Below are 20,898 nucleotides of genomic sequence, written 5' to 3'. Positions count from 1 at the left end.
GTTCGTACCCGAGGCGCTGCGAATGGGCCTCGATGCAAGGCGGGGCGCAAGTTTTCCCCCGGAGCGGTATGACGACATACTGCGAGAAGGGGAAACCAAGTCCCAACGAAGCAGCGGTTCCATTTCGCAAGCCGCAGGAGAACGTTGGGGAGACATGCAGGTTAAGGCCGGCAACACGCTTCCGTTATGCCCACGCTCCGCTTATTGCCAGATGCGATCCCAGCGCTTCTCGCCATTCTTCTTCTTGTCGTGGGCTTCCCTACTGCTGCCTTGAGCGCCGAATCAGGCCCGAGCAGCCCGGCCGAGGCCCCGGCTCCTCCTGGCGGAGCAACCCAACCGGAAGCCGCACCGGTCCCTAGTTCTGACCAAGCCCCGGCGGAGACCTCCCCCAGCCCTCCCGGGGGAGCTCCGGAGGGGACCCAGGAAGGGGAACCGGCAGCGGCTCCGCCTTCCGGTGCCGCACCCGAGGCGCCCACCCCCGGACCGGAAGCTCCGCCCGCCGCCGCCACGCCCGAGACCGCCCCTCCCATCACCGTTCCCCAAGGTCCCCTGCCCGGGGGAGAGCTTCCCGCCGGGCTCGGCCCGGTGCTGGGCGAGGTCGACGTCTCGGGCGCTACCCCTTATGAGACGGTCGTCCCGGCCGAGGAGCCGGTTGGCGTGCTCGGGCCGGAAATGAGCGTCATGGAGACTCCTCGGACCGTCCAGGTGGTGAACAAGGAAGAGATTCAGACCATTAACGCCCAATCGGTCAACGATCTGGCCGCCTTTGTCCCCGGGATCAACCCGACGCAGATGACCGGGAGCCCCGTCTCGGAGCCGGTCATCCGGGGCCTTCCCGGGACAGCCTATCGGAACGGAATGCTCGTCGGCTTCAGCCAGTCGGCCCAGTGGGGCCCGCTCATGAACATGAACGCTTACGACAACCTCGACGTGGTCACCGGGCCGGTCAGCATCGTCTTCGGCCCCCAGGAGATGGCGGGGGGATTCGCCAACGAGGTCACCAAGCAGCCCTATTTCGATAAGTTCCGCGGAACCGCGAGCTACACGGGCGGCATGTATGACACAAACTTCTGGAACATCGACATCGGAGGACCCATCATCAAGGATAAACTCGCCTACCGGGCCGACTACTTCGGGCAGGACGGCTATGCCCCCTACAACTACTATGATGGAGCCTACCTCCAGCGCCAGTGCGCTCTCCTCGCCCTCTCCGCCAAGCCTTACGACAACCTGACGATCGACTTCAACACCGAGTTCGACGTCAATCACCTCAACACGGTCGCGGGCATCAATCGCCCCGACCAAGCCCTAATCAGCGACGGCCTTTATCAGACCGGCTCCCTCGTTGGCTGGTACGGCCCTCCGGGCGTCCTTCACCCGGGGCTGGGCACCGCCCCCCCCGGCGCAGGCTACGCGATGGACTGGGGGCCGCAGGAGCCGATCAGCCGCCGGTCCAACCTCTTCGCCAATTCCGAGAATTCGACCCAGCAGCTCTACTACGTCGCCCAGGCGGTCGAAACGCTCAAGATCGACGACGGCCTCTCGCTCGTGAACAACTCGATGTTCGAGTACTTCAGCACCTATATCGATCAGGCGATTCCGTCTACCTTCTGGGCCGTGCTGCCGGCGGGCTACGACTTCGACGACCGGCTGGAGATCCGGGCCTCTTTCGATACCCCGATCGGGAAGGGCAAGAAGTCCGCCCCCTCCTTGGACCAGACCGCGGAAGAAGAAAATTCCACCTGGAAATTCCACCATGCGATCGATGCGGGCCTCGAATTCCGGTTCTTCAGCGATACGGAATATTCCGGCGCCTGGCATTCGCCGACCAACATCTGGAACATGACCCAGCCGCTCACCTCGAGGGATTTTTCCCCTCTCGTCCCCTATTCCACGGCGATCGCGGCGCCCTATAGCAACCCGTATCTCACCGACATCCCGGTCCCCGGCTATCCGGGAGCCTACTACAACGTCTTCAACTACCTCTCGACCTCAGACACCTTTTATGAACTCTCGCCCTTCTACCAGCACAAGCTCGACTTCACCGATCAGTGGAGCCTGCTGCTCTCGGCAAGGATGAACGCCTACTTCATCCAAGCCTCCCCGCCGCCGGGAACCCCGAGCGATCTTTCGGCCATCGCCCCTTCTCTGGGCCTTCCGAGCTTGACCCCCACCTCGATGAGCATGGTCCAGCCCGAAGTCTCGATCAGTCCCAGTTATAAGCCCTTCCCGTGGATGACCAACTACTTCACCTTCTTCTACGGGCAGACCACCCTTCTGAGCCAATTCGGGAGCTTCGCTCCCTCCTATCCCTCTTCCTACTACCATCAGAACAATTTTCTCTACGAGTTGGGAACCAAACTCAACCTTCTGCACGACCGGCTCTTCCTGGGGTTTTCCGCCTACATGCAGAGCGGCTACATCCCCGCGCAGGTCATCCCCGGGGGGCCGATCGCCACCGCCCAAGCGGACATCAGCGGGATCCAGCTCAACGGCAGCTACCAGCCCAACCGGAACTTCTGGCTCAACTTCGGCTACGCCTACATCGCCGCACAGGAGCAGTGGGCAGGACTCTCCCAGGGTCCGTTGGCGGAGCAGCCCTATTCGACCGCGGTCGCACGTCAGTACAGCCTGCCCGTCGATCCGATGCTTAACATAGCGGCAGCCAACTACCAGTTCATCGGCTTCCCGACCAACTACGGCAACCTGATGGCGACCTACAAACTCGACAACGGCTTCGGCATCTCCCTCTGGGGGATCACCGAGAGCGGAAATTACATCTTCTACACCTATTCGACCCGAATTCCCACATGGTATACCCTGAATGCCCGCCTCTTCTATGCCACCAAGCGGTGGGAAGCGAGCCTCTATATCTACAATCTGACCAATGAGCAGTATTGGCTTCCCGGAGCTCCTGGTTTCAGCAACGCACGCTACTTGAACTACGACTACATCGTTGCCCAGCTCCCTTTCTGGATCCAGGGAACGGTTCAGATCAATTTTTGAGGGCTTCGCGCAGGCGGCCCCGGTGGCGGAGATCTTCTCCGTCTGCCGCGCTATTTACGGGAATGGTTTCCCGTAGCGTGCGCATCGGTGGCGGCTTCCTCATCGGCCTTCACGATGAGCTCGTCGAGCAGAGGCGCCATCGCGAGCTCCAAGCGGAGAAGGGAAGGCTTGCGCGGATCCCCTTCTCCGCAGCTCGACGTTCCGGCGAAGAGGTAAAAGGCGAGCTCCTCTCGGTCCGCCTCCGGAAGGGCGCGCAGCCCGCGCACGGCAAGAGCGGGATCCGCCGAAACCGCGTACGCGATCAGCATCGCGGCCTCCACATCCTCGATCGCCAACAGCTCTCTTGCTCCCAGAAGAACGCCGCGCATCGTCGCCTCGGCTTTGGGCCCACCCTCGACCAGCGAGGCCCGAACTTGACGCAAGAGCGGTCGAAGCCTCTGGTCGAGCAGGCCGGGATACTCGGGAAGCGGGGCTTGGCGCAGGGCAGCCCCCGCACTCTTGAGTTCCGATTCGAAATGGGAAGGATTCTCGGCCGCCCAGAGCGGGCCTCCGACCCAGGCGATCCCGCACAGGCCGATGCTCATCCATTGCTTCCTCATGGTCCCCTCCGCTATCGTCTCGCCTCCGCCATCCCCCATTCTCCGCTGGGGACCCGCGGCAATGCCTTCTCCTCTCCGCCAGCCCGGTTCATCGCCCGTACAGCCGAGATCCCACTCTGAACGGCACCTTCTATGGTGGCGGGAAGGCCTGTGTTTGTCCAATCTCCCGCAATCCAGAAGTTGCGCCACTCGGTCCATGGTCCAGGCCGCATCGCGCATGCCGCCGGGCTCAGGGAAGGAGTAGCTCCTTGCGCACGATAAAGAAAGGAATGAAGGAGCCGGGCCTTGGCGGCTTCCGGCAGCCGTCTCCGAATCTCCTCCACGACTCGATCCGCAACGGCCTCCCGCGAAAGCTCTTTCCACGACTGGGCGGCGCTGATCACCGCTGCGTAGGCATGGCCGCGAGTCGCCGCCCTCCCCAAGATCGCTTCGCGGCAAAAGAGCCAATGGACGGGCGAGTCGAGGAAGCCGACCACGGTCTCCCGGGTGAGCGGCCGATCCGTCCAGAGGTATAGGTTGAGGATCGGTTCCTCCCCGAGGGATCGGCAGATCTTTTGCAGTGCGCTTCCCTCGGGCAGGAGGGAGCGCAGAGCGTTCCACGGGAGGGCGCTGACCGCCTGGTCGACCTCCCAACGCGCTCCGCAGGAATTCCCGATGGCCTCCAGCCGGTCGCCGGAAAACAGGAGTCGGTTCACTGGGGAACGACAGGAGAGGCTCCCTCCGCAAAAGCGCAGAAGTCGTTCGCACTCCTTGGCCAAGAGCTCGCCGAGGTCGCGTCGGCAAAAGACCAGGGCCGAGTCCTTTCGGCTCCCCAAGAGAGACCGGCGGATGACGGCCTCCAGCATCCGGGCCGACGCGCGGGAAAGATCCTGGTTGCAAGCGGCCAGGCAGAGGGGTTCCCAAAGTGCCCGGACGATCCCTCGCGGCTGCTTCCTTCGCCGAAGCCAGCTTTCCGCGGTTTCTTCGCGGAGAGGAGCCCGCCCGAGAAGCAACGAGCCGATCAGCCGGACTGCGGCCCAGCGATCTTTCCACGAGATCTCCCGATAGCCGAGAAAGGCTCCCAGAAGATGCCAAGGAGAAGGGAGCCGCCAAGCTCCCAGGAGGCTTGCGCCCCCTGCACCGCGAAAAGGAATCCGGAGCGGATCGATCCAGAGCAACTTCTTCTCCGCACCCAAAGAACGGAGCAGACGGAGAGTTTCCCGGTAGCAGCCCATAAGGAGGTGTTGCCCGGTATCGAGCCTCTCGCCCGACTTTGCCTCGAGGAAGCTCCCCGCCCGTCCGCCGACTTGCGCCCGCGCCTCCCGCAACGCAACCCGATCTCCCGAGAGCGTCGCCTCCACTGCCGCCGCCATGCCCGCAACCCCGGCTCCCAAGACCATCACCTGCCGGGGAGGATTCCAGGAGAGGCGGCGCTGACGGGAAAACGCAAAGAGCGCCGCCGCCATCCTCCCGGCGCGCTCGAACTTTCCCATCCGGCCTGCACCGGAGAAGATCCGAAACTCCGCCTTGCGAATCTTCTCGAGGACGGACTCGTAGACCGCTCGCATCGCCTCGGAGGCGACGAGCCTCCGCTGATCCTCGGGATGAATCCACCGATGCGACCGAGCAAAATAGTGCTTGGCACGAAGGTATTGAAAGAGGCAGAGCTCTTGCATCTCTTGGCTCCACTTCCCGAGCAGCACATCCTCCACGCCGAGACCGAATTCGGCGAGTTCCTCCTCCGGCAGGTAAACCCGGCCGACGGCAGCATCCTTTTGAACGTCTCGGAGAATGTTCGTGAGCTGAAACGCCATGCCTAGGTCCTCGGCGTAGCAACGGCTCTCCGGCCTTCGGCAGCCGAAGATCTCGATGCTCACCAGGCCCACCGCACTCGCAACCCGCCGGCAATAGACTTCGAGCTCGGCAAAAGTGCGATACCGGCTCTGCCGGAGATCCATCTCCACGCCGTTCACGATCTCCTCGAGCGGTTCTCGAGCGATCCGGTAACGGCGAACGACCGAGGCAAGCTCTCTGCCGAGCGGGGAACGGGGGGCATCCCGGTAGGCCCGATCGATCTCGGCACGCCAAAACGCTAACCCCTCCTGCTTCTGGTCAAGGGAGAGAGAGGAAGAATCGGCCACGTCGTCCACGACCCGGCAGAAGCCATAGAAGACAGACATGGCCTGCCGCGTCTCCCGCGGGAGGCAGAAGAAAGAGGCAGCCAGGTTGGACCCGCTGCGTGCCGTTAACGCCTGTCCTGTCTCCGCTTCCATTGCTCGCGTCTCTTTCTTGGCTACTTCCGGGGCAATTCCGAGAACGGACTTCGGTTTACCCTCTTGGCGGTCGAAACGGAAGAAGAAGCCGATCGGTCGCTCCTCCCCCTTGACTGAAAAACGCCGCGCAAGCCGCAGAAGAACGCTTGGGAGACCGGGAGGCTGGACGCAAAGCTTGTATTTGTCTCCGCCAGGAGAATAATAAGCCGTGACTGCCGGGTGACCCCCCGCAGGAAGCAGGCTTCCGTTTAAGCCTATGGGACAGATTTCCGACTTCCTCGATCGAGAGTTCCGCCACTTCAACGCCGCCACGCTCGTCGACGCCGCACGCGCCTATCAAGCTCATCTCGCTGCGGGAGGCAAGATGTTGCTGGCCTTGGGAGGGGCGATGAGCACGGCGGAACTCGGGCTTTCCCTGGCGGAGATGATTCGGCAGGACAAGGTGCATGCCATCTCCTGCACGGGAGCCAACCTGGAGGAGGATCTTTTCAACCTGGTCGCTCACGACTCCTATATCCGCGTTCCCCACTACCGGGAGCTTTCTGCCGCAGACGAGGAAGACCTCTACCGCCGCCACCTCAACCGGGTCACCGACACCTGCATTCCGGAAGAGGAAGCGATGCGGCGGATCGAGGCGGTCGTTCTCGAAGAATGGGTCCATGCCGACCAGAAGGGCATACGCCTCTTTCCCCACGAATTCCTTTGGAATGTGCTCCGCTCCGGCCGGCTTCAGTCTTCCTTTCAGATCGAAGCGAAGAACAGCTGGCTTCTGGCCGCCATGGAGAAGGAGCTTTTTCTCATCGTTCCGGGCTGGGAGGACTCCACCTTAGGGAACATGTACGCGGGGCACTGCTTGAAGGGAAAGATCCGTGATCCCCGCACGGTCCGAAGCGGGATTGAGTACATGATGCAACTGGCTGGCTTCTATCAGCGCACGAGCGCACGCCATTCCCTGGGATTCTTTCAGATCGGCGGTGGCATTGCCGGCGATTTCCCGATCTGCGTCGTGCCGATGCTCCACCAAGACATGCAGGTGGAAGACGTCCCCTACTGGGGATACTTCTGCCAGATCAGCGACTCGACGACGAGCTACGGCTCCTACTCCGGAGCCGCTCCAAACGAGAAGATCACCTGGGGGAAACTGGCTTCCTCCACCCCCAAGTTCGTGATCGAGTCGGACGCCACGATCGTGGCTCCACTCGTCTTCGCCTACGTGCTCGGCCGATGATTCGGCCCTCCGCGCTTGTCGAGCCATGGTAACGACTTCCGGTTGGGACTTTCGGGCGACCACCCTGCGCGTCAACCTCTTTCAGCTCTTCAACACGGCCTCCTTTACGCTCGTCAACGGGGTGCCGATGATTCTCTTTTTCCGGGAGCTGGGAGCCTCGGATTTTTTGCTGGGGATCGTCGCGTCCCTTGGCCCCATACTCAATCTCCTGCAGATCCCGGCGACACGCTACCTGCCCCGGATCGGCTACCGCCGCCTGGTGGTCGGAGGCTGGTCGCTTCGCACCTCCTTTATCGCCGGCATGGCGCTTCTCCCCTGCGCGGTCCCTCTGCTGGGTGGCAAAGCCGTGTCGATGATCATGCTCCTCTTCCTCTTTGCCTACAACGCTTCTCGCGGGGCCTCTCTCTGCGGCTTTCTCCCCTGGATGACTTCTCTAGTGCCGGAGGCGTCTCGCGGCTGGTTTCTGGCCCGTGATCTCTTTTTCTCGGCCGCCGCAAGCGTGATCATCCTGGCCGCTTCCTTCCTCCTTTTCCGCGGTCATTCCTCCCTATCGGCCTTTTCCTGGACCTTCTGGGGGAGTTTTGCCGCCGGGCTCTGCAGCCTCTGGCTGCTCAAGCAGGTGCCCGACGTCCCGATTGCTGCAGCGGACCAGCCCCGGGGAAGGAGCGCCGGCAAGCTCAAAGGAGACCGCAGACTTTTCGATCTGATGGGCTTTAATCTTTTGACGGCGAGTTCCCTCTCCACGGGTGCCGTCTTCTGGGTACCTCTCTTGCAAGGAGAGCACCGGTGGACCCCTGCCGGCATTCTCGGACTTTTGGCCAGCCAAAGCGGGCTCGTCCTGCTCAGCCTGGTGTTCCTGCGCAACCTGATCGATCGGTTCGGCAATCGCCCCGCCCTTCTGGCCGCGATCCTGGCGATCACAACCAATTTCGGCCTCTGGCTCGCGATTGCCGCTCGCTTGCTCCCGATTCATCCGATCACCCTGACGCTCGTCGTCGCCTCCTGGGGGATCGGATTTTCCTGCTTTCAAGTCGGCAACGTCCATCTGGCGATGCAGCTTGCGCCTCGGGAAGGCCGGAGCGAATATTTTGCCCGCTTCAGCGTGGTCAACAGTCTCGCTCTAGGAGCAGGTCCTATCCTCTGGGGAGCCTTTCTCGGCTCCTTTCCGACTTGGAAGCTCCCCATCGGCTTCTGCGAAGCCAACCCCTACGCCTTTCTCTTTCTCTGCTTGAGCCTGCTCACGGGAGGCAGTCTCTTCTTCCTGGCAGGACTTTCCGTCCGAGGGAGCCGAGACAACTCCACGAGCGAGATCTCCGCACACGGCACGCCTGCCGCTGGCCGTCCGAGAGCGATGGATGGTTTTGGTCGCTCTGCATCCTGAGAGGAGGTTCCCGGCCGAGCCAGCGACTGGTAACGGCCACCCCTTTCTTGCATCGATGAGATGGCATATGCCTCTTGACGAAGCGAGCCAGTGTCTCCTTTTCCGCCTAATCCTTCATTCAGGAATTCTTCACCGTTCTTGATCCTCATCCATCATCGCCATACCGTGGCGGCTAGGTTCTATGGAGTGACGATGCCGGAACAGGATGTTTTTCGAGACCATTCGCTCTCTCCTCTCGCCGAGCAGTCGCTGCGAGAAGAACCGCAAGGACTCCGGTCGCGCTCCGGCTCCCCGACTTTTCTCTAGCCCTCCAATGAACCATCTTTCTGCCGAGCTTTCTGCACTCTCCGCCCGATGCTCTCGTACAGCCGTCGACGCCGCCTTGGTTGCCGGAGATCTCCTCCGGCGGAGTTTCGGGCAGCCGGTCGTCGTTTCCGAAGAGACCGACTACGACATCAAGATCCAAACCGATCGCCAGTGCCAGGAGTTGATCTGTCGCACGATCCTCCGCGACTTCCCCAATCATCGGATCTTGGGGGAAGAGGGTAGCGACGGGTCGCCGACGGGAGAGGTCGAATGGATCGTCGATCCACTCGACGGAACGGTGAACTTCGTCTACGGAATTCCGCACTTTTGCACCTCGATCGCAGTCCGAGTAGAAGGGGAGATCCTGGCGGGGGTGATCTACGATCCGATCCGGCAGGAGCTTTTCACGGCGGAACGGGATCGATCTTCCCGGCTCAACGGCAGACCCGTTACTGCGAGCAAACGCGCACGCCTCTCCGAAGCGATCTGCGTTGTGGGCTTCTCCCGAAGCGCGGCGGGAATCGAACAGGGCCTGCGCATCGTTCAGTACCTTGTGCCCCGAGTCCGAAAGGTTCGATTGACGGGTTCGGCCGCACTGGATCTAGCCTACGTAGCCGCCGGCAGGATCGACGCCTACTTGGAGCAGCAAATTCACCTCTGGGACATTGCCGCCGGCGTGCTGCTTCTTCAGCAAGCCGGGGGCCACACCCGCCAATTCCCTAACGCAGGCACCGATACGCTCCGTGTCACGGCGACCAACGGCCTGCTCGACTTGAGCGGACTGCCCGTCGCGGAATAGTTCGAGCCCGCTTCCTTCCTTTGTGCCTCCGGATTGGAGTATGCTTCTCTACGCGCGCTGCAGGAGCGTGCCCCGTTCCGCAAGCGAGCGAAGGAGGTCCTTCCAAGAGGCGACGAAGGCGTCGGCCCCCTCTCGCTGAAGTTGCTCCGCCAGCGCGTGAGGGTCGACCCCCGCCTTGCGGAATTCGCCAAGCACTGCGGCGGCATCGCCTCCGTCGGCGGGAAGCAGCTCTCCGATCTCGCCATGATCGGCGAAAGCGAGAAGGGTCTCCTCTGGCAGCGTGTTGATGGTCTGAGGGGCAGCGAGAGAACGAACGTAGAGGATGTCGGAGGCCTGCGGATCCTTCGTGCCGGTGCTGGCCCAAAGAAGCCGCTGCGGCTTGGCTCCCGCCTCCTCCAGCGAGCGCCAGCGATCCGAAGCGAGAATCTCCCGATAGGCCCGATAGGCCTGCTTGGCCACGGCAATTCCCAGCTTGTTCCTGAGGCGCGCGGGCACTTTGCCGATGATCGCCTTGTCCCACCGGCTGATGAATACGGAGGCGACCGAGGAAACCGCATCCAAGGGCAGTCCGGCCGCTTTCCGACGCTCGAGTCCGATCATGTAGCCGTCTGCAGCGGCGGAATAGTGATGCGCCGAGAAAAGCAGCGTGACGTTTACGGAAACCCCATCGGCAATCGAACCCGCGATTGCCGGCAGGCCTTCCTGGGTGCCCGGGATTTTAACCAGTAGGTTGGGACGATCCATCGCCCCGTGAATCCGCTTGGCTTCCTGTAGGGTACGATCCCCATCGTAAGCGAGCAGCGGCGAAACCTCCAGCGAGACCCACCCGTCGACCGCTTTGGTCTCGTCGTAGATGGGCCGGAAGAGGTCGGCTGCTCTCCGAAGATCCTCCATGGCCAATTCGAAAAAGAGGGCTTCCCCCTCGAGGCCTCGCGACAGTCCTTCTGCGATCGACTCGTCGTACCGGTGGCTCTTCGCGATCGCATGGTCGAAGATGGTCGGATTCGAGGTCAATCCGGTGACCGAGTACTCCCGGATATATTTTTCCAGGAGCCCCTCATCGAGCATCTGCCGCGAGATGTTGTCCACCCAGAGGCTTTGTCCGAGGTCGTGTAGTTTTTGCGTCGCTTTCATGGGGCTTTCCGTTGGGCGGGTTATTTTCGGGAAGTGGAGTTCCGTTTCGTCCCTTCCGGAACGAAGAATCCACCGGGGAATGTTACGCAGGATCGGGACGGGGGTCAATCTCGGGCTTCCCGGTCTGGATTGGGCCCGCTCTTTGCCCGCGCCTCCCATTCATTCCAAAAGCCGGACTAAAGGTTCCAGTACCGGGCGAAAATCCCGATGATCAGAATCGCCAAAACGTTCACGACTTTGATCATTGGGTTGATGGCTGGCCCGGCAGTATCCTTGTAGGGGTCCCCCACGGTGTCGCCCGTGACGGCCGCGGCATGCGCCTCCGATCCCTTGCCTCCGTAGTGCCCTTCCTCGATGTACTTCTTCGCATTATCCCATGCGCCTCCCCCAGAGGTCATGGAAATCGCCACGAAAAGACCGGTCACGATCGTCCCAATGAGAGCGCCCCCGAGAACAACGGGGCCAAGCCCGGGGATTGCCGCAATCGCAACAACAAGGAAGAGGGGAAGGAGCGCCGGGAAGATCATCTCGTGCAAGGCGGCTTTCGTCACAATATCGACGCATCTTCCGTAGAGAGGTCTCGCCGTTCCCTGAAGAAGACCGGGGATCTCCGCAATCTGCTTCCGAACTTCTTCGACGACGGCTCCCGCAGCGTTTCCCACCGCCGCCATGCTCCTGGCCGCAAAAAGATAGGGGAGGAGGGCTCCCAGGAAGAGACCGACAATCACTTTGGGATCCTGGAGTCGGAACTGCAGCCCCTCCGCCATTACGTGGGAACTGTAATGACGGAGCTCTTCCACGTAGGAACCGAAAAGAACAAGCGCCGCGAGCCCTGCGGATCCGATGGCATAACCCTTGGTGACGGCCTTCATCGTGTTGCCCACCGCATCGAGCTCGTCGGTCACCTGGCGCGCCCGCTTCGGCAGCCCGCTCATCACGGCAATTCCGCCCGCGTTGTCCGTGATCGGACCGAAGCTATCCAACGAAATGACCACTCCCGCCATGCTCAACATGCAGCGAACCGCGATGGCCACGCCGTAGAGATGATCAAGCCAGAACGTGACGAGCACGGCCAACGCGATAAAAAGCACCGGGAGTGCGGTCGCCTCCATCCCCAGAGCCAAGCCGGCAATGATGTTGGTCGCATGTCCGGTCTGGGAGGCTCGCGCGATCTGTTGCACGGGCTTTCCCGTTGTTTTCGTATAGTGATCGGTGATCATGACCATGGCGGCCGTCATGAGCACCCCGATGACGGAGCAGCTATACTCCTGGGCCCACCGATCGGGGAAAAGCCAGAGACAGAGCGGAAGAAACAGGATTGCCGCCACAACACCATTGGCGATGACTCCCCGGACCAAGGCCTTGCCCGCCGGAGCCTTCGAGTAGCTCACGTACCCGATCCCGCAGAGGGCACCCACAATGGTGATGCAACCGACGAGAAAAGGGTACATCATCGCGGCCGGATTGCCTCCGAGGCTGATCGCCGCGACGAGGACCGCGCCGATCAGGCTGACGACGTAGGTTTCGAAGACGTCGGCAGCCATCCCAGCGCAGTCGCCGACATTGTCGCCGACGTTGTCGGCGATCGTGGCTGGATTCCGAGGATCGTCCTCTTCCAGGCGCTGCTCAATCTTCCCGGTGAGGTCGGCACCCACGTCGGCCGCCTTCGTATAGATTCCTCCGCCCAGCCGCGCGAAGACGCTGATCAGGCTTGACCCCAGAGCCAAGCCAACGAGCGCGGATGTCGTTTCCCTAAGGCCTTGGTAGGAGATCGAAAGGAGGTAGAATGTGCCCACCGAAAAGAGCGCAAGCCCGACAACGAGCAATCCGGTCACCGCCCCACCCCGGAAGGCGACATGCATAGCTCGCCCCGCTCCCACCGTGGCTGCTTGTGCCGTCCGAACGTTTGCCTGTACGGCCACGCGCATGCCGATGAAACCTGCCAAGAAAGAACAGCCCGCACCCAGGAGGAATCCGCCTCCTGCCCACCAGCTCTTGAAAAACCCGATGAGAAGAAAGAGGACGACGGCGATTGCGGCGACCGTTCGCATCTGCCGGCTCAAGTATGCCGCCGCACCTTCTTCGATGGCGCTCGCGATCGAGCGCATCTTCTCGTTGCCGGAGTCCATCCTGCGCACTTGAAATGCCAAGCCTACCGCCGCAAGCACCCCTGCGAGGGCAAAGCCGATCGAGAGACCAAGAGCATGATCAATCAAAACCTGTTGCATAGCGAGTGCTTACAATAATCTGCTCGAAACGAAGAGTAATCTTTTTTCTTCTACCGATTCTTTTCGAATCGAATGGGCAGTGAGGGATTCGAACCCCCGGCCCTCTCGGTGTAAGCGAGACGCTCTGCCACTGAGCTAACTGCCCGCTTCTTCCTCGCGCCGCCAACGAAAGGACTATCCTCCAATCCCAGCCACAGCCCCGACGGCCAAGGAGAGAATCGGTTTTGCATAGAAACCGAAAAGGATGCTCCCGACATTCAATGCCACCAGCAACCCTCGTGTGGCCGGATGGAGGACAATCGGGCTGCGGTGGACGGGGTCGCTCCAAAACATCGCCCTGACCACTGAGACATAATAGTAGATTCCGGCAGCCGCTGCGGCCACCCCGATCATCACCAAAACGTGAAACCCGCTCTGCCAAGCGGCCAAGAAGACGAGAAGCTTCCCGAAAAAGCCCATAAGCGGCGGAATCCCGGCGAGTGAAATCATCGCCAGCGCCATCGACCAAGCCAAAAGGGGACTCCTCTGCCCGAGGCCGGACAGATCGGAAATCGTCTTCCCCTCCTTGTCCTGCTCCAGCAAGACAAGCACCAGGAACGCGGTGAAGGTCGCGACCAGATAGGCCAACAGATAATAGAGCATCGAGGCCAACCCGAGGAAGCTGTGCGACGCCAACCCAATCAGGAGAAAACCCGCGTGGCTGATGCTCGAATAGGCCAGGAGCCGCTTCAAGTTCCGCTGAGGAAGCGCAGCCAGGTTCCCGAGGACCACGGAAAGGGCCGCCAACAGAACGATCAAAGGCACCCAGTGACGCTGGCATGCCGTATTCCAAAATGGCAGCAGGAGCACCCGGATCAGCACCACGAAGCCCGCCGCCTTCGAACCGACGGAAAGGTAGGCCGTGATCGGAGTCGGTGCGCCTTGGTAGACATCCGGCGCCCAAATATGAAACGGAACGGCGGCTGCTTTGAACCCTAATCCAACCAAGAGGAAGGCCATGCCTAAGAGAAGCACCGGCCCCGCTCCCTGGCTTTCCGTGTAGCGCCGCACCTCATCAAACTGGGTTGAGCCCGTCGCTCCAAAGAGATAGGCGATCCCCATCACCAGAAACGCCGTCGCCAGCCCGCCGACGATCAGATACTTGGCGCCGGCTTCCAGGGACGCAGCGTCGGCCCGGCGATACGCCACCAGGATGAAGAGAGTGATGGTCACCAACTCGAGGGCGACGAAAAGGAGCACAAAATCCCGCACCGAACAGAGAAGGGCCATTCCGGCGGTGCAAAAGAGGGGGAGAATGTAAAATTCCGCACGCGCCGCAGGGATCCTGCCCTCCCCTTCCAGGCTTAGGTAGGTGACAAGCATGCCGGTCAGAAGAAAGAAGGCCTTCCCGGAAACCGCGAACCAGTCCCACGTGTACATGCCGCCCCAGAGCACTGCTCCGGTTGTCATGAAGGGAAGCATGCAGAGCCCGGCGATTAAGTAGACACCGAGCACCAGGACTCCGACGGCCTTGGACTCGAGCTTGACCAGAGACTCCGCCAGCAACAGAAGCACGCCGCCCACTACCAAGGTGACTTCCGGTGCCCCTATGATCCACAGCCCTTCCTGCATCGAGTCCCCTCCCGCTCCTTTCGGCTTCCTCGCTAATAGGGCGAGAGAACCCCTCTTACCCCAGGCCCAACGACTCCGAGGAGCGTTCCGGGCCATATGCCGAGAATCAACAAGGCGGCCATCAACAGTGCATACGGGATCCGCCTGAAGCCTTTCACGTCCATCGTTCCAGCCAGATGCTGCGGTAGGTCGCCGTAAAATACCGAGCGCACCGCCCGCAACTGGTAGACCGCCGAGATCACGATTCCCCAGACCACCACCGCAGTGAGAAGCGGCTGGCTTTTCCACGATCCGAAGAAGATGAGAAGTTCTCCAGGAAAATTCGCCAAGCCCGGAACGCCAACCGAGGCAAACGAGCCGACCAGGAAAGCCACCGCGACAAATGGCATCCGCTGGGCGAGGCCCCCGAGCTCGGCAAAACGGATTTCGCCAGCCCTCTCCCGCACCTCCCCCGCCACTGCGAAGAGCAGGGCGACACTCAAGCCGTGGGCGACCATGAGGAAGACCACCCCGCTGACGCCTAGCGTATTCCAGCATGCCAACCCGAGGAAGAGGTAACCCATGTGCATCACGCTCGAGAATCCGAGCATGGCGGGAAGTTCCTTCTGCGCAACCGTGGTAAGTCCGATAAAGAGAATGTTGCCCAGCAGCAAAGCAAGGATCCACGGCTTCCATGCCTCCGCTCCGCCGGGAAGCAGCGGCATCGCGACGCGCAGCAGACCGTAGAGGCCGAACTTCTTCAACACGCCAGCGTGGAGCATGGCGACCGGAGCCGGCGCGGAAGCATATCCCAACGGAGCCCACGAATGGAAGGGGAAGAGCGAAACAAGCGTGCCGAAGCCGGCGGTCAAGAGGGCGAATGGCACCAACTGCCGGCTGGCCGCGATTGGATTATCCCGCAGATACTCCGTCAGCCGGGGAATGTCGAAGGTTCGTGCTTCGACAGGCAGCACTCCCTCGAGCGCAATGATTCCCGCGAGGAGAACGAGGCTGCCCAAGCCAAGATAGAGCGTGAGCTGGAGGCTCGCGAATTGGCGATTCTCGCTTCCCCAGATCCCGATGAGGAGAAACGTCGGAATCAGCGCAAATTCATGAAAGACGTAAAAGAAAAATAGGTCGAGGGAAACGAAGGCACCCAGGGCGCCCAACGAGAGGAGGAGCAGGTAGGTATAAAACTCCGCGGCTCGTTTGATCTGGGCGGGCGCCACCCAGACCGCAGCCAGCGTGACGAGAGTCGTGAGGAGCACCAGCGGAAGGCTGATTCCATCGACAGCGACATGATACCGGATTTCGGGTAGCCCGCCGAGCGCGATCCAAGAGTGGTTCTCCACGAAATGCCAGCCGCCGCTGCCTGTGGGAAATTGCGCGTAGATCCAGAGGCTAATCAGGAAGTTGGTTGCCGCCGCAACGAACGAAACTCTTTTCGGAGAAGCGCCGAAGAGGATCAGCCCGATGGCGGAGGCTTCGACGACAAGCAAGAACGTCAAGGGTGACATAATCAGATTGGCCTGTGATCCTTCGATGATCCGATGTCGTTACCCGCTCGTTTTACCGGCCGAACAGCCAGAGCAGCACTCCCCCTGCCCCCAAGGCGAAGACAAAGGCGTATTCCCGTAAATTGCCCGCCTGGACAAGGCGCAGCATTTCCCCACCCAGGCTCACGGCGAAGGCTCCTCCGCGAACCAGGAGAAAACCGATGACCCACTGGTCGATCCAGGACAGGAGCCGAGCCGATTCTTCCTGCAATTTGAGAACGGTCCAATCGTAAATCTCGTCGAAATAGAACTTTCTTCGAAACAAGGGGATCGTCATTGGCTCCCGGATCGCCCGCCCATAGTGGATCGCTCCCGCTGCGAGGCCCAGAATCACCGCGATCAAGGAGACCGCTGGGACCAGCATGCTCTTTTCTCCGGCTTCCTGCCCGCCGAGGTAACGCATGATCCCAAAGAAGGGATAACCTGCGACGACCGCGAGCCCCGCCAGCACGATCAGCGGCAGCCCCATCACGAAAGGCGATTCCTTGGCATGCGTTACCACCTCGGTCCTCGGCTGCCCCAGAAAAGCGACCAAGGTGATCCGAGTCATGTAAAAGGCCGTCAACCCTGCGGTAAAAGCGGCAATCCAGAACAGCCCCGGCGCCCTGTGAGCCGCCACCTGGAGAATCTCCTCCTTGCTGAAAAACCCTGCCAGTCCGGGAATTCCGGCAAGCGCCGCCGCCCCGATCCCGAAAGTAACAAACGTCAGTGGCATCTTCCGGCCCACCCCGCCCATCCTCCAAATGTCCTGCTCGTGGTGGAGGGCGTGAAGGACGGAGCCAGCCCCCAGGAAGAGCAGGGCTTTGAAGAAGCCATGGGTCGTCAAATGAAACATGGCCGCCGTCGTGCTTGCACAGCCCACGGCGAGAACCATGTATCCCAGCTGAGACATCGTCGAATAGGCAAGCACCCGCTTGATATCGTCCTGCTGCGTCGCGATCAGAGCCGCCACCAGGGCGGTGATCCCGCCGGTCCAGGCAATCACCAAGAGGGCTTCCGGAGAAAGCTCCAGGACAAAAAAGATGCGGCAGAGCATATAAACACCGGCTGCGACCATCGTGGCGGCATGGATGAGAGCGGAAACCGGGGTTGGGCCCTCCATCGCATCTGGTAGCCAGACATGAAGGGGAATCTGGGCCGACTTCCCAACGCAACCGCAAAAAAGCAGAAGCGCTGTCATGGGGGCCAGCCAGTTTCCGGCCAATGCTCGGGCGGCCTCGGGATCAAACGCGACCGTCCCGCAGACAGACCAGAACGTCAGGATTCCCAAGAGGAACCCGAAGTCGCCGACGCGGTTAGCCAGGAATGCCTTCCGGGCGGCATCCGCTGCCGGGTTTTTCTCAAACCAGAAACCGATGAGGAGGTACGAACTCACTCCCACAAGCTCCCAGAAGACATACATCATCACAAAGTTCGTCGAGACGACGATCCCGATCATCGAGGCAAGGAAGAGGGAGAGCTCTCCGAAAAACCGGGCTCGACCGGGGTCTTCGGCCATATAGCCGAGTGAATAGACATGGATGAGGAACGCAACCCCAGTGACCATGAGCAGCATGAGTCGCGCCAAAGCATCCAGGGTCATTCCAATCTCCACCCGAAGCCCGGGCAGGTCGATCCAGGCCAGCGGGGCGGGGGCCTCGATCCTGCCCAGCACGATCCCGATCGCCGTCAAAAAAGCAATCAGGCTCGCGAGGATCGAAACCGCTTCGCTGGCCTGCGGATGACGCCGCAAAGCGACCCAAACCAACAAAGCGGAGGACAGGGGAGCAAAAAGGAGGAGCCAGGCCATAAGCAGTTAGAATTTCAGGGCGGTGATCTCCTCAGCCTTTGTCGTCCGCTTCATTCGATAGAGCGACACGAGGAGGGCCAGCCCGACCGCAACCTCGACCGCAGCTACCGTGATCACGAAGAAAACCAGCACTTGGCCTCGGACCTGTTGAGAGAAGCGGCTGAAGGCCACCAAGGAGAGGTTCGCGGCATTCAGCATGATTTCCAAGCACATGTACATGATCAGCAGATCTCGCCGAACGATGACCCCCGCAAGGCCGATGGTAAAGAGAAGCCCGCTGAGAACTAGGTAATGACCGAGAGTCGGAGTGCCCATACGTTACGCGTCCGGTTTCCTACACATCCCTTTTGCTCAAGACGATGACCCCGACCATCGCGACCAGCAGGAGAAATCCGACCGCCTCGAAGGGGAGAACGTAGGCACCAAAAAGCAGGTGCCCGATGCTCGCCGCATCATTGGAGACCGCAGCTCGCAGCCCATTTGCTTCCCAGGCGGAGGCCGGGATGGCATGCCAGATACCGACTCCAAGAAACAACACCAGGAACAGCCCCGCTCCCACGCCGAGCGCGCGAAGCGGCATGCCCTCTTCGGCCTTCAGATCGAGCAACATAATGATGAAGAGGAAGAGCACCATCACCGCCCCTGCGTAGACCCACACTTGGATGGCGGCCAGAAAATAGGCTCCCAGAAGTCCAAAAAGCCCGGCCAGCGCCAGAATCATGGTGACAAGGCTCAACGCCGAAGCGACAGGACTCCGATTGGTGATGACCGCCACGGCGCTGCCCAATAACACGAGGGCCAAAAACCAGAACAGAATCCCTTCCATCTCCTCCTTCCCGCTGCTCCGTGGTTAGCGACTCCCCACAGAAAATCAAGAGCGATTCTAAAAAACCCTGTGATTTCCAGGGGTTCGCTTCTCTCGGCCTTATTTGTTAGCCCACTTGCGAATCGGCAGGGGGAGCACGCCCCCCATTTCGTAGAGCTTGGCTTTATCGTGAAGAAGCTCTTCCCGGCTCCGACCGTTCAGGGAGTAGTGCTGCGGCAGAAGGAAGATCGCCTCCTCCGGACAGACCTCCTCGCAATATCCGCAGAAAATGCAGCGCGTCATGTCGATCCAAAATTCCTGCGGCGCCTTCTCCACCTTGGCATAAGGCGAATCCTCCGGAATCCCACCGGGCGCGATGCGGATCGCCCGCGGCGGACAAATGAATTCACAGAGCTGGCAACTCACGCATTTCTCTCGGCCCTCCTCATCCTTCACCAGGACAGGCGCCCCCCGATAGCCGGGAGGGATCGGCGGGCGTTCCTCTGGGTATTGCAGGGTGACACGCGTTTTTCCCGAGAGACGGGCCACAAAGTGGTGCCAGGTGACCTTCAATCCCTCCCAGAAACCAGGGAGGTAGAGCTGTTCCACCCACGAGAGATCCGGCCTGCGAACGACGATCATGGTCCCACTCTACAGGCGGCGTATTCTCTGTCAGCCTTTTTTGTTTTATTCCTGCAGAAGCCTGCTCCAAAATAGGGCCATGAAATATCGGCTGTTGCCCGAGACGGGACAAAGAGTTTCCGAGGTCGGCTTTGGCGTCTGGACGCTTTCGACCGGTTGGTGGGGGGAATATACCGAAGAGCAAGCCTTGGAGTTTCTACACCGCGCACTCGACTTGGGAATCAACTTTTTCGATACGGCCGACGTCTACGGCAATGGCTACGGAGAGGAATTGCTCGGCAAGGCCTTCGGCGGCACCAATAAGGAAGTCGTGGTGGCCACCAAGGTCGGATATGATTTTTCCGGACACTCGCGCGGTCGTGGACAGCGGGAGCTCCCCCAGGATTTTTCCGAAGGCTTCGTTCGAAAAGCCGTGGACAACTCCCTTCGCCGCCTCCGCCGCGAGGCGATCGACAATCTCCAGCTCCACAACATCCGCATGGAGCACGTCGAGGACGACCATCTCTGGGCGCTGCTCGAAGCTCTCCACCGGGAAGGCAAAATTCGCTCCTACGGCATCGCGCTCGGGCCTGCGATTGGCTGGCTTTACGAAGGGATCGAGGCTCTGCGCCGCCGTCGTCCCCACGTGATTCAGCATATCTACAACCTCCTGGAGCCATTCCCAGGGAGACCGCTCATGGACGAAGCTCCGGATCAGAACCCGCGCTTCCTGGTCCGCGTTCCTCACTCGAGCGGTCTGCTCGAGGGGAAATACACTGCCGCCACGACCTTCCCAAAAGGGGATCACCGCAGCCATCGGCCAGCCCATTGGCTTCCCAACGGCCTAAAGAAAGTCGAGCAGCTCCGCTTTCTCGAAGAGCCGAGGAGAACGCTTGGGCAGGCGGCTTTGCAGTGGATCCTCTGCGACCCCCGCATCCTCTCTTGTCTCCCCAACATCTACACCGTGGAGCAACTCGAGGAATTCGCCGCAGCGCCCGAAGCTCCTCCGCTCTCCCAGGAGGAGCTCGTCCGCATCAAGGAATTGATCGCCAGGAACTTTGGAATCGAAGAACCCCAAGAAGCCTATAAGGGGACCATGACCTGGGCGGCGTCGGCATAGCGCGACACCTCCTCATCCGCCCCGAGGAGCGACCGTCTTGGCTTTGGAAGAGGGATCGAGCGACCCGATCGATGAGACGATCTCCAGCCGACGTTCCCGATGGGCGAAATAGAGGTTCCGGGTGTAGGGGATCCACGTAAATAGGTAGGCAAAGACGAAGACCGAATCTCTTCGAGAAAGCGCGTAAATCAACAGAAGCAGCGAGCCCCCGAGGCTGCAATACCAGAAGGCCAACGGGACGACGACGGCTTTTTTGCGCTCCGAGGCCAGCCACTGGATGAGGAATCGAGAGAAGAAGAGCAGATTACCGGTCCAGCCGATGATCTTCATGATTCCCCAATGAACTCCCAACCAGGAGTTGTCCGCCAGAAAAAGTTCGCTCATTCCCTCTCTCCCTGTCTTCTTCTGGTTTTCCTGCTGCGCGGAAAGGAACAATCGCGGTGAGACCTCTTTCGCTATCTGCACTCCCGGCTCCCCTGCACGC

The 20,898-nt window shown here is 60.9% G+C and carries 16 protein-coding genes and 1 tRNA gene; 5 read left to right on the top strand and 12 right to left on the bottom strand.

Features of this window, described 5'->3' with window-relative positions; all coding sequences use genetic code 11:
* Positions 1–186: 186 nt before the first annotated feature.
* Positions 187–3,006: a TonB-dependent siderophore receptor gene (locus A37A_RS0106465; RefSeq protein ID WP_018290707.1), complete on the top strand. Its 2,820-nt coding sequence runs from the start codon at positions 187–189 to the stop codon at positions 3,004–3,006.
* A gap of 50 nt (positions 3,007–3,056) precedes the next feature.
* Here the strand turns inward: A37A_RS0106465 and A37A_RS0106460 are convergent, their stop codons facing one another.
* Positions 3,057–3,590: a hypothetical protein gene (locus tag A37A_RS0106460; RefSeq protein WP_155996502.1), complete on the bottom strand. Its 534-nt coding sequence runs from the start codon at positions 3,588–3,590 to the stop codon at positions 3,057–3,059.
* 26 nt (positions 3,591–3,616) lie between these two features.
* Entirely contained in the window at positions 3,617–5,857 is a 2,241-nt protein-coding gene (hpnE, locus tag A37A_RS18235) for a hydroxysqualene dehydroxylase HpnE (RefSeq protein WP_155996501.1), read from the bottom strand.
* Positions 5,858–6,113: 256 nt separating this feature from the next.
* On the opposite strand from hpnE, the gene A37A_RS0106450 reads away from it, so the two are divergent.
* The 3 genes from A37A_RS0106450 to A37A_RS16185 all read left to right on the top strand — a co-directional run bounded on the left by A37A_RS0106450 (position 6,114) and on the right by A37A_RS16185 (position 9,571).
* The gene (locus tag A37A_RS0106450) at positions 6,114–7,085 is read left to right on the top strand and encodes a deoxyhypusine synthase family protein (protein WP_018290704.1); all 972 of its coding nucleotides are present in this window, start codon (positions 6,114–6,116) and stop codon (positions 7,083–7,085) included.
* Positions 7,086–7,110: 25 nt separating this feature from the next.
* Positions 7,111–8,466: an MFS transporter gene (locus tag A37A_RS0106445; RefSeq protein ID WP_018290703.1), complete on the top strand. Its 1,356-nt coding sequence runs from the start codon at positions 7,111–7,113 to the stop codon at positions 8,464–8,466.
* 313 nt (positions 8,467–8,779) lie between these two features.
* Positions 8,780–9,571: an inositol monophosphatase family protein gene (locus tag A37A_RS16185; RefSeq protein WP_018290701.1), complete on the top strand. Its 792-nt coding sequence runs from the start codon at positions 8,780–8,782 to the stop codon at positions 9,569–9,571.
* Between the two features lie 48 nt (positions 9,572–9,619).
* Here A37A_RS16185 and tal read toward each other — a convergent pair whose 3' ends face one another.
* The 9 genes from tal to A37A_RS0106395 all read right to left on the bottom strand — a co-directional run bounded on the left by tal (position 9,620) and on the right by A37A_RS0106395 (position 19,315).
* Positions 9,620–10,705 carry a transaldolase gene (gene tal / locus A37A_RS0106435; protein WP_020494110.1) on the bottom strand — a complete coding sequence of 362 codons (1,086 nt, stop codon included), beginning with the start codon at positions 10,703–10,705 and terminating at the stop codon, positions 9,620–9,622.
* 176 nt (positions 10,706–10,881) lie between these two features.
* Positions 10,882–12,933, bottom strand: coding sequence for a sodium-translocating pyrophosphatase (locus tag A37A_RS0106430; protein ID WP_018290699.1), 2,052 nt, complete (start codon positions 12,931–12,933; stop codon positions 10,882–10,884).
* Positions 12,934–13,006: 73 nt separating this feature from the next.
* Positions 13,007–13,078: transfer RNA gene (locus A37A_RS0106425), tRNA-Val, on the bottom strand.
* Positions 13,079–13,107: 29 nt separating this feature from the next.
* Positions 13,108–14,544: an NADH-quinone oxidoreductase subunit N gene (locus A37A_RS0106420; protein WP_018290698.1), complete on the bottom strand. Its 1,437-nt coding sequence runs from the start codon at positions 14,542–14,544 to the stop codon at positions 13,108–13,110.
* A 32-nt stretch (positions 14,545–14,576) separates the two neighbouring features.
* Positions 14,577–16,040 (bottom strand): NADH-quinone oxidoreductase subunit M, encoded by a 1,464-nt coding sequence (locus A37A_RS0106415; RefSeq protein WP_020494109.1) that lies wholly within the window; start codon positions 16,038–16,040, stop codon positions 14,577–14,579.
* A 52-nt stretch (positions 16,041–16,092) separates the two neighbouring features.
* A complete protein-coding gene (gene nuoL, locus A37A_RS0106410) occupies positions 16,093–17,868 on the bottom strand; it encodes an NADH-quinone oxidoreductase subunit L (RefSeq protein WP_018290696.1) in 1,776 nt (591 codons plus the stop codon).
* A 6-nt stretch (positions 17,869–17,874) separates the two neighbouring features.
* Positions 17,875–18,183, bottom strand: coding sequence for an NADH-quinone oxidoreductase subunit NuoK (gene nuoK, locus A37A_RS0106405; RefSeq protein WP_018290695.1), 309 nt, complete (start codon positions 18,181–18,183; stop codon positions 17,875–17,877).
* 19 nt (positions 18,184–18,202) lie between these two features.
* The gene (locus A37A_RS0106400) at positions 18,203–18,694 is read right to left on the bottom strand and encodes an NADH-quinone oxidoreductase subunit J (protein WP_018290694.1); all 492 of its coding nucleotides are present in this window, start codon (positions 18,692–18,694) and stop codon (positions 18,203–18,205) included.
* Between the two features lie 99 nt (positions 18,695–18,793).
* The gene (locus tag A37A_RS0106395; protein ID WP_020494108.1) at positions 18,794–19,315 is read right to left on the bottom strand and encodes an NADH-quinone oxidoreductase subunit I; all 522 of its coding nucleotides are present in this window, start codon (positions 19,313–19,315) and stop codon (positions 18,794–18,796) included.
* Positions 19,316–19,394: 79 nt separating this feature from the next.
* Between A37A_RS0106395 and A37A_RS0106390 the strand changes: the two genes are divergently transcribed.
* Positions 19,395–20,414 (top strand): aldo/keto reductase, encoded by a 1,020-nt coding sequence (locus A37A_RS0106390; protein WP_018290692.1) that lies wholly within the window; start codon positions 19,395–19,397, stop codon positions 20,412–20,414.
* A gap of 12 nt (positions 20,415–20,426) precedes the next feature.
* Here A37A_RS0106390 and A37A_RS16180 read toward each other — a convergent pair whose 3' ends face one another.
* Positions 20,427–20,798, bottom strand: coding sequence for a lipid-A-disaccharide synthase N-terminal domain-containing protein (locus tag A37A_RS16180; RefSeq protein ID WP_051076276.1), 372 nt, complete (start codon positions 20,796–20,798; stop codon positions 20,427–20,429).
* Positions 20,799–20,898 lie beyond the last annotated feature (100 nt).

This window comes from Verrucomicrobium sp. 3C, assembly GCF_000379365.1.
Lineage (GTDB): Bacteria > Verrucomicrobiota > Verrucomicrobiia > Methylacidiphilales > Methylacidiphilaceae > Methylacidimicrobium.
Note: the sequence above shows the minus strand (reverse complement) of the source record. Positions and strands in the feature narration are given on the sequence as shown.

Excerpts from the sequence above, each read along its gene's own strand:
- nuoK (WP_018290695.1), bottom strand. The coding sequence starts at position 18,183 with ATGGGCACTCCGACTCTCGGTCATTACCTAGTTCTCAGCGGGCTTCTC.
- A37A_RS0106465 (WP_018290707.1), top strand. The coding sequence starts at position 187 with ATGCCCACGCTCCGCTTATTGCCAGATGCGATCCCAGCGCTTCTCGCC.
- nuoL (WP_018290696.1), bottom strand. The coding sequence starts at position 17,868 with ATGGCCTGGCTCCTCCTTTTTGCTCCCCTGTCCTCCGCTTTGTTGGTT.
- A37A_RS0106445 (WP_018290703.1), top strand. The coding sequence starts at position 7,111 with ATGGTAACGACTTCCGGTTGGGACTTTCGGGCGACCACCCTGCGCGTC.
- A37A_RS16180 (WP_051076276.1), bottom strand. The coding sequence starts at position 20,798 with ATGAGCGAACTTTTTCTGGCGGACAACTCCTGGTTGGGAGTTCATTGG.
- A37A_RS0106415 (WP_020494109.1), bottom strand. The coding sequence starts at position 16,040 with ATGTCACCCTTGACGTTCTTGCTTGTCGTCGAAGCCTCCGCCATCGGG.
- tal (WP_020494110.1), bottom strand. The coding sequence starts at position 10,705 with ATGAAAGCGACGCAAAAACTACACGACCTCGGACAAAGCCTCTGGGTG.
- A37A_RS0106390 (WP_018290692.1), top strand. The coding sequence starts at position 19,395 with ATGAAATATCGGCTGTTGCCCGAGACGGGACAAAGAGTTTCCGAGGTC.
- A37A_RS0106400 (WP_018290694.1), bottom strand. The coding sequence starts at position 18,694 with ATGGAAGGGATTCTGTTCTGGTTTTTGGCCCTCGTGTTATTGGGCAGC.
- A37A_RS0106450 (WP_018290704.1), top strand. The coding sequence starts at position 6,114 with ATGGGACAGATTTCCGACTTCCTCGATCGAGAGTTCCGCCACTTCAAC.
- hpnE (WP_155996501.1), bottom strand. The coding sequence starts at position 5,857 with ATGGAAGCGGAGACAGGACAGGCGTTAACGGCACGCAGCGGGTCCAAC.
- A37A_RS0106430 (WP_018290699.1), bottom strand. The coding sequence starts at position 12,933 with ATGCAACAGGTTTTGATTGATCATGCTCTTGGTCTCTCGATCGGCTTT.
- A37A_RS0106420 (WP_018290698.1), bottom strand. The coding sequence starts at position 14,544 with ATGCAGGAAGGGCTGTGGATCATAGGGGCACCGGAAGTCACCTTGGTA.
- A37A_RS0106460 (WP_155996502.1), bottom strand. The coding sequence starts at position 3,590 with ATGAGCATCGGCCTGTGCGGGATCGCCTGGGTCGGAGGCCCGCTCTGG.
- A37A_RS0106395 (WP_020494108.1), bottom strand. The coding sequence starts at position 19,315 with ATGATCGTCGTTCGCAGGCCGGATCTCTCGTGGGTGGAACAGCTCTAC.
- A37A_RS16185 (WP_018290701.1), top strand. The coding sequence starts at position 8,780 with ATGAACCATCTTTCTGCCGAGCTTTCTGCACTCTCCGCCCGATGCTCT.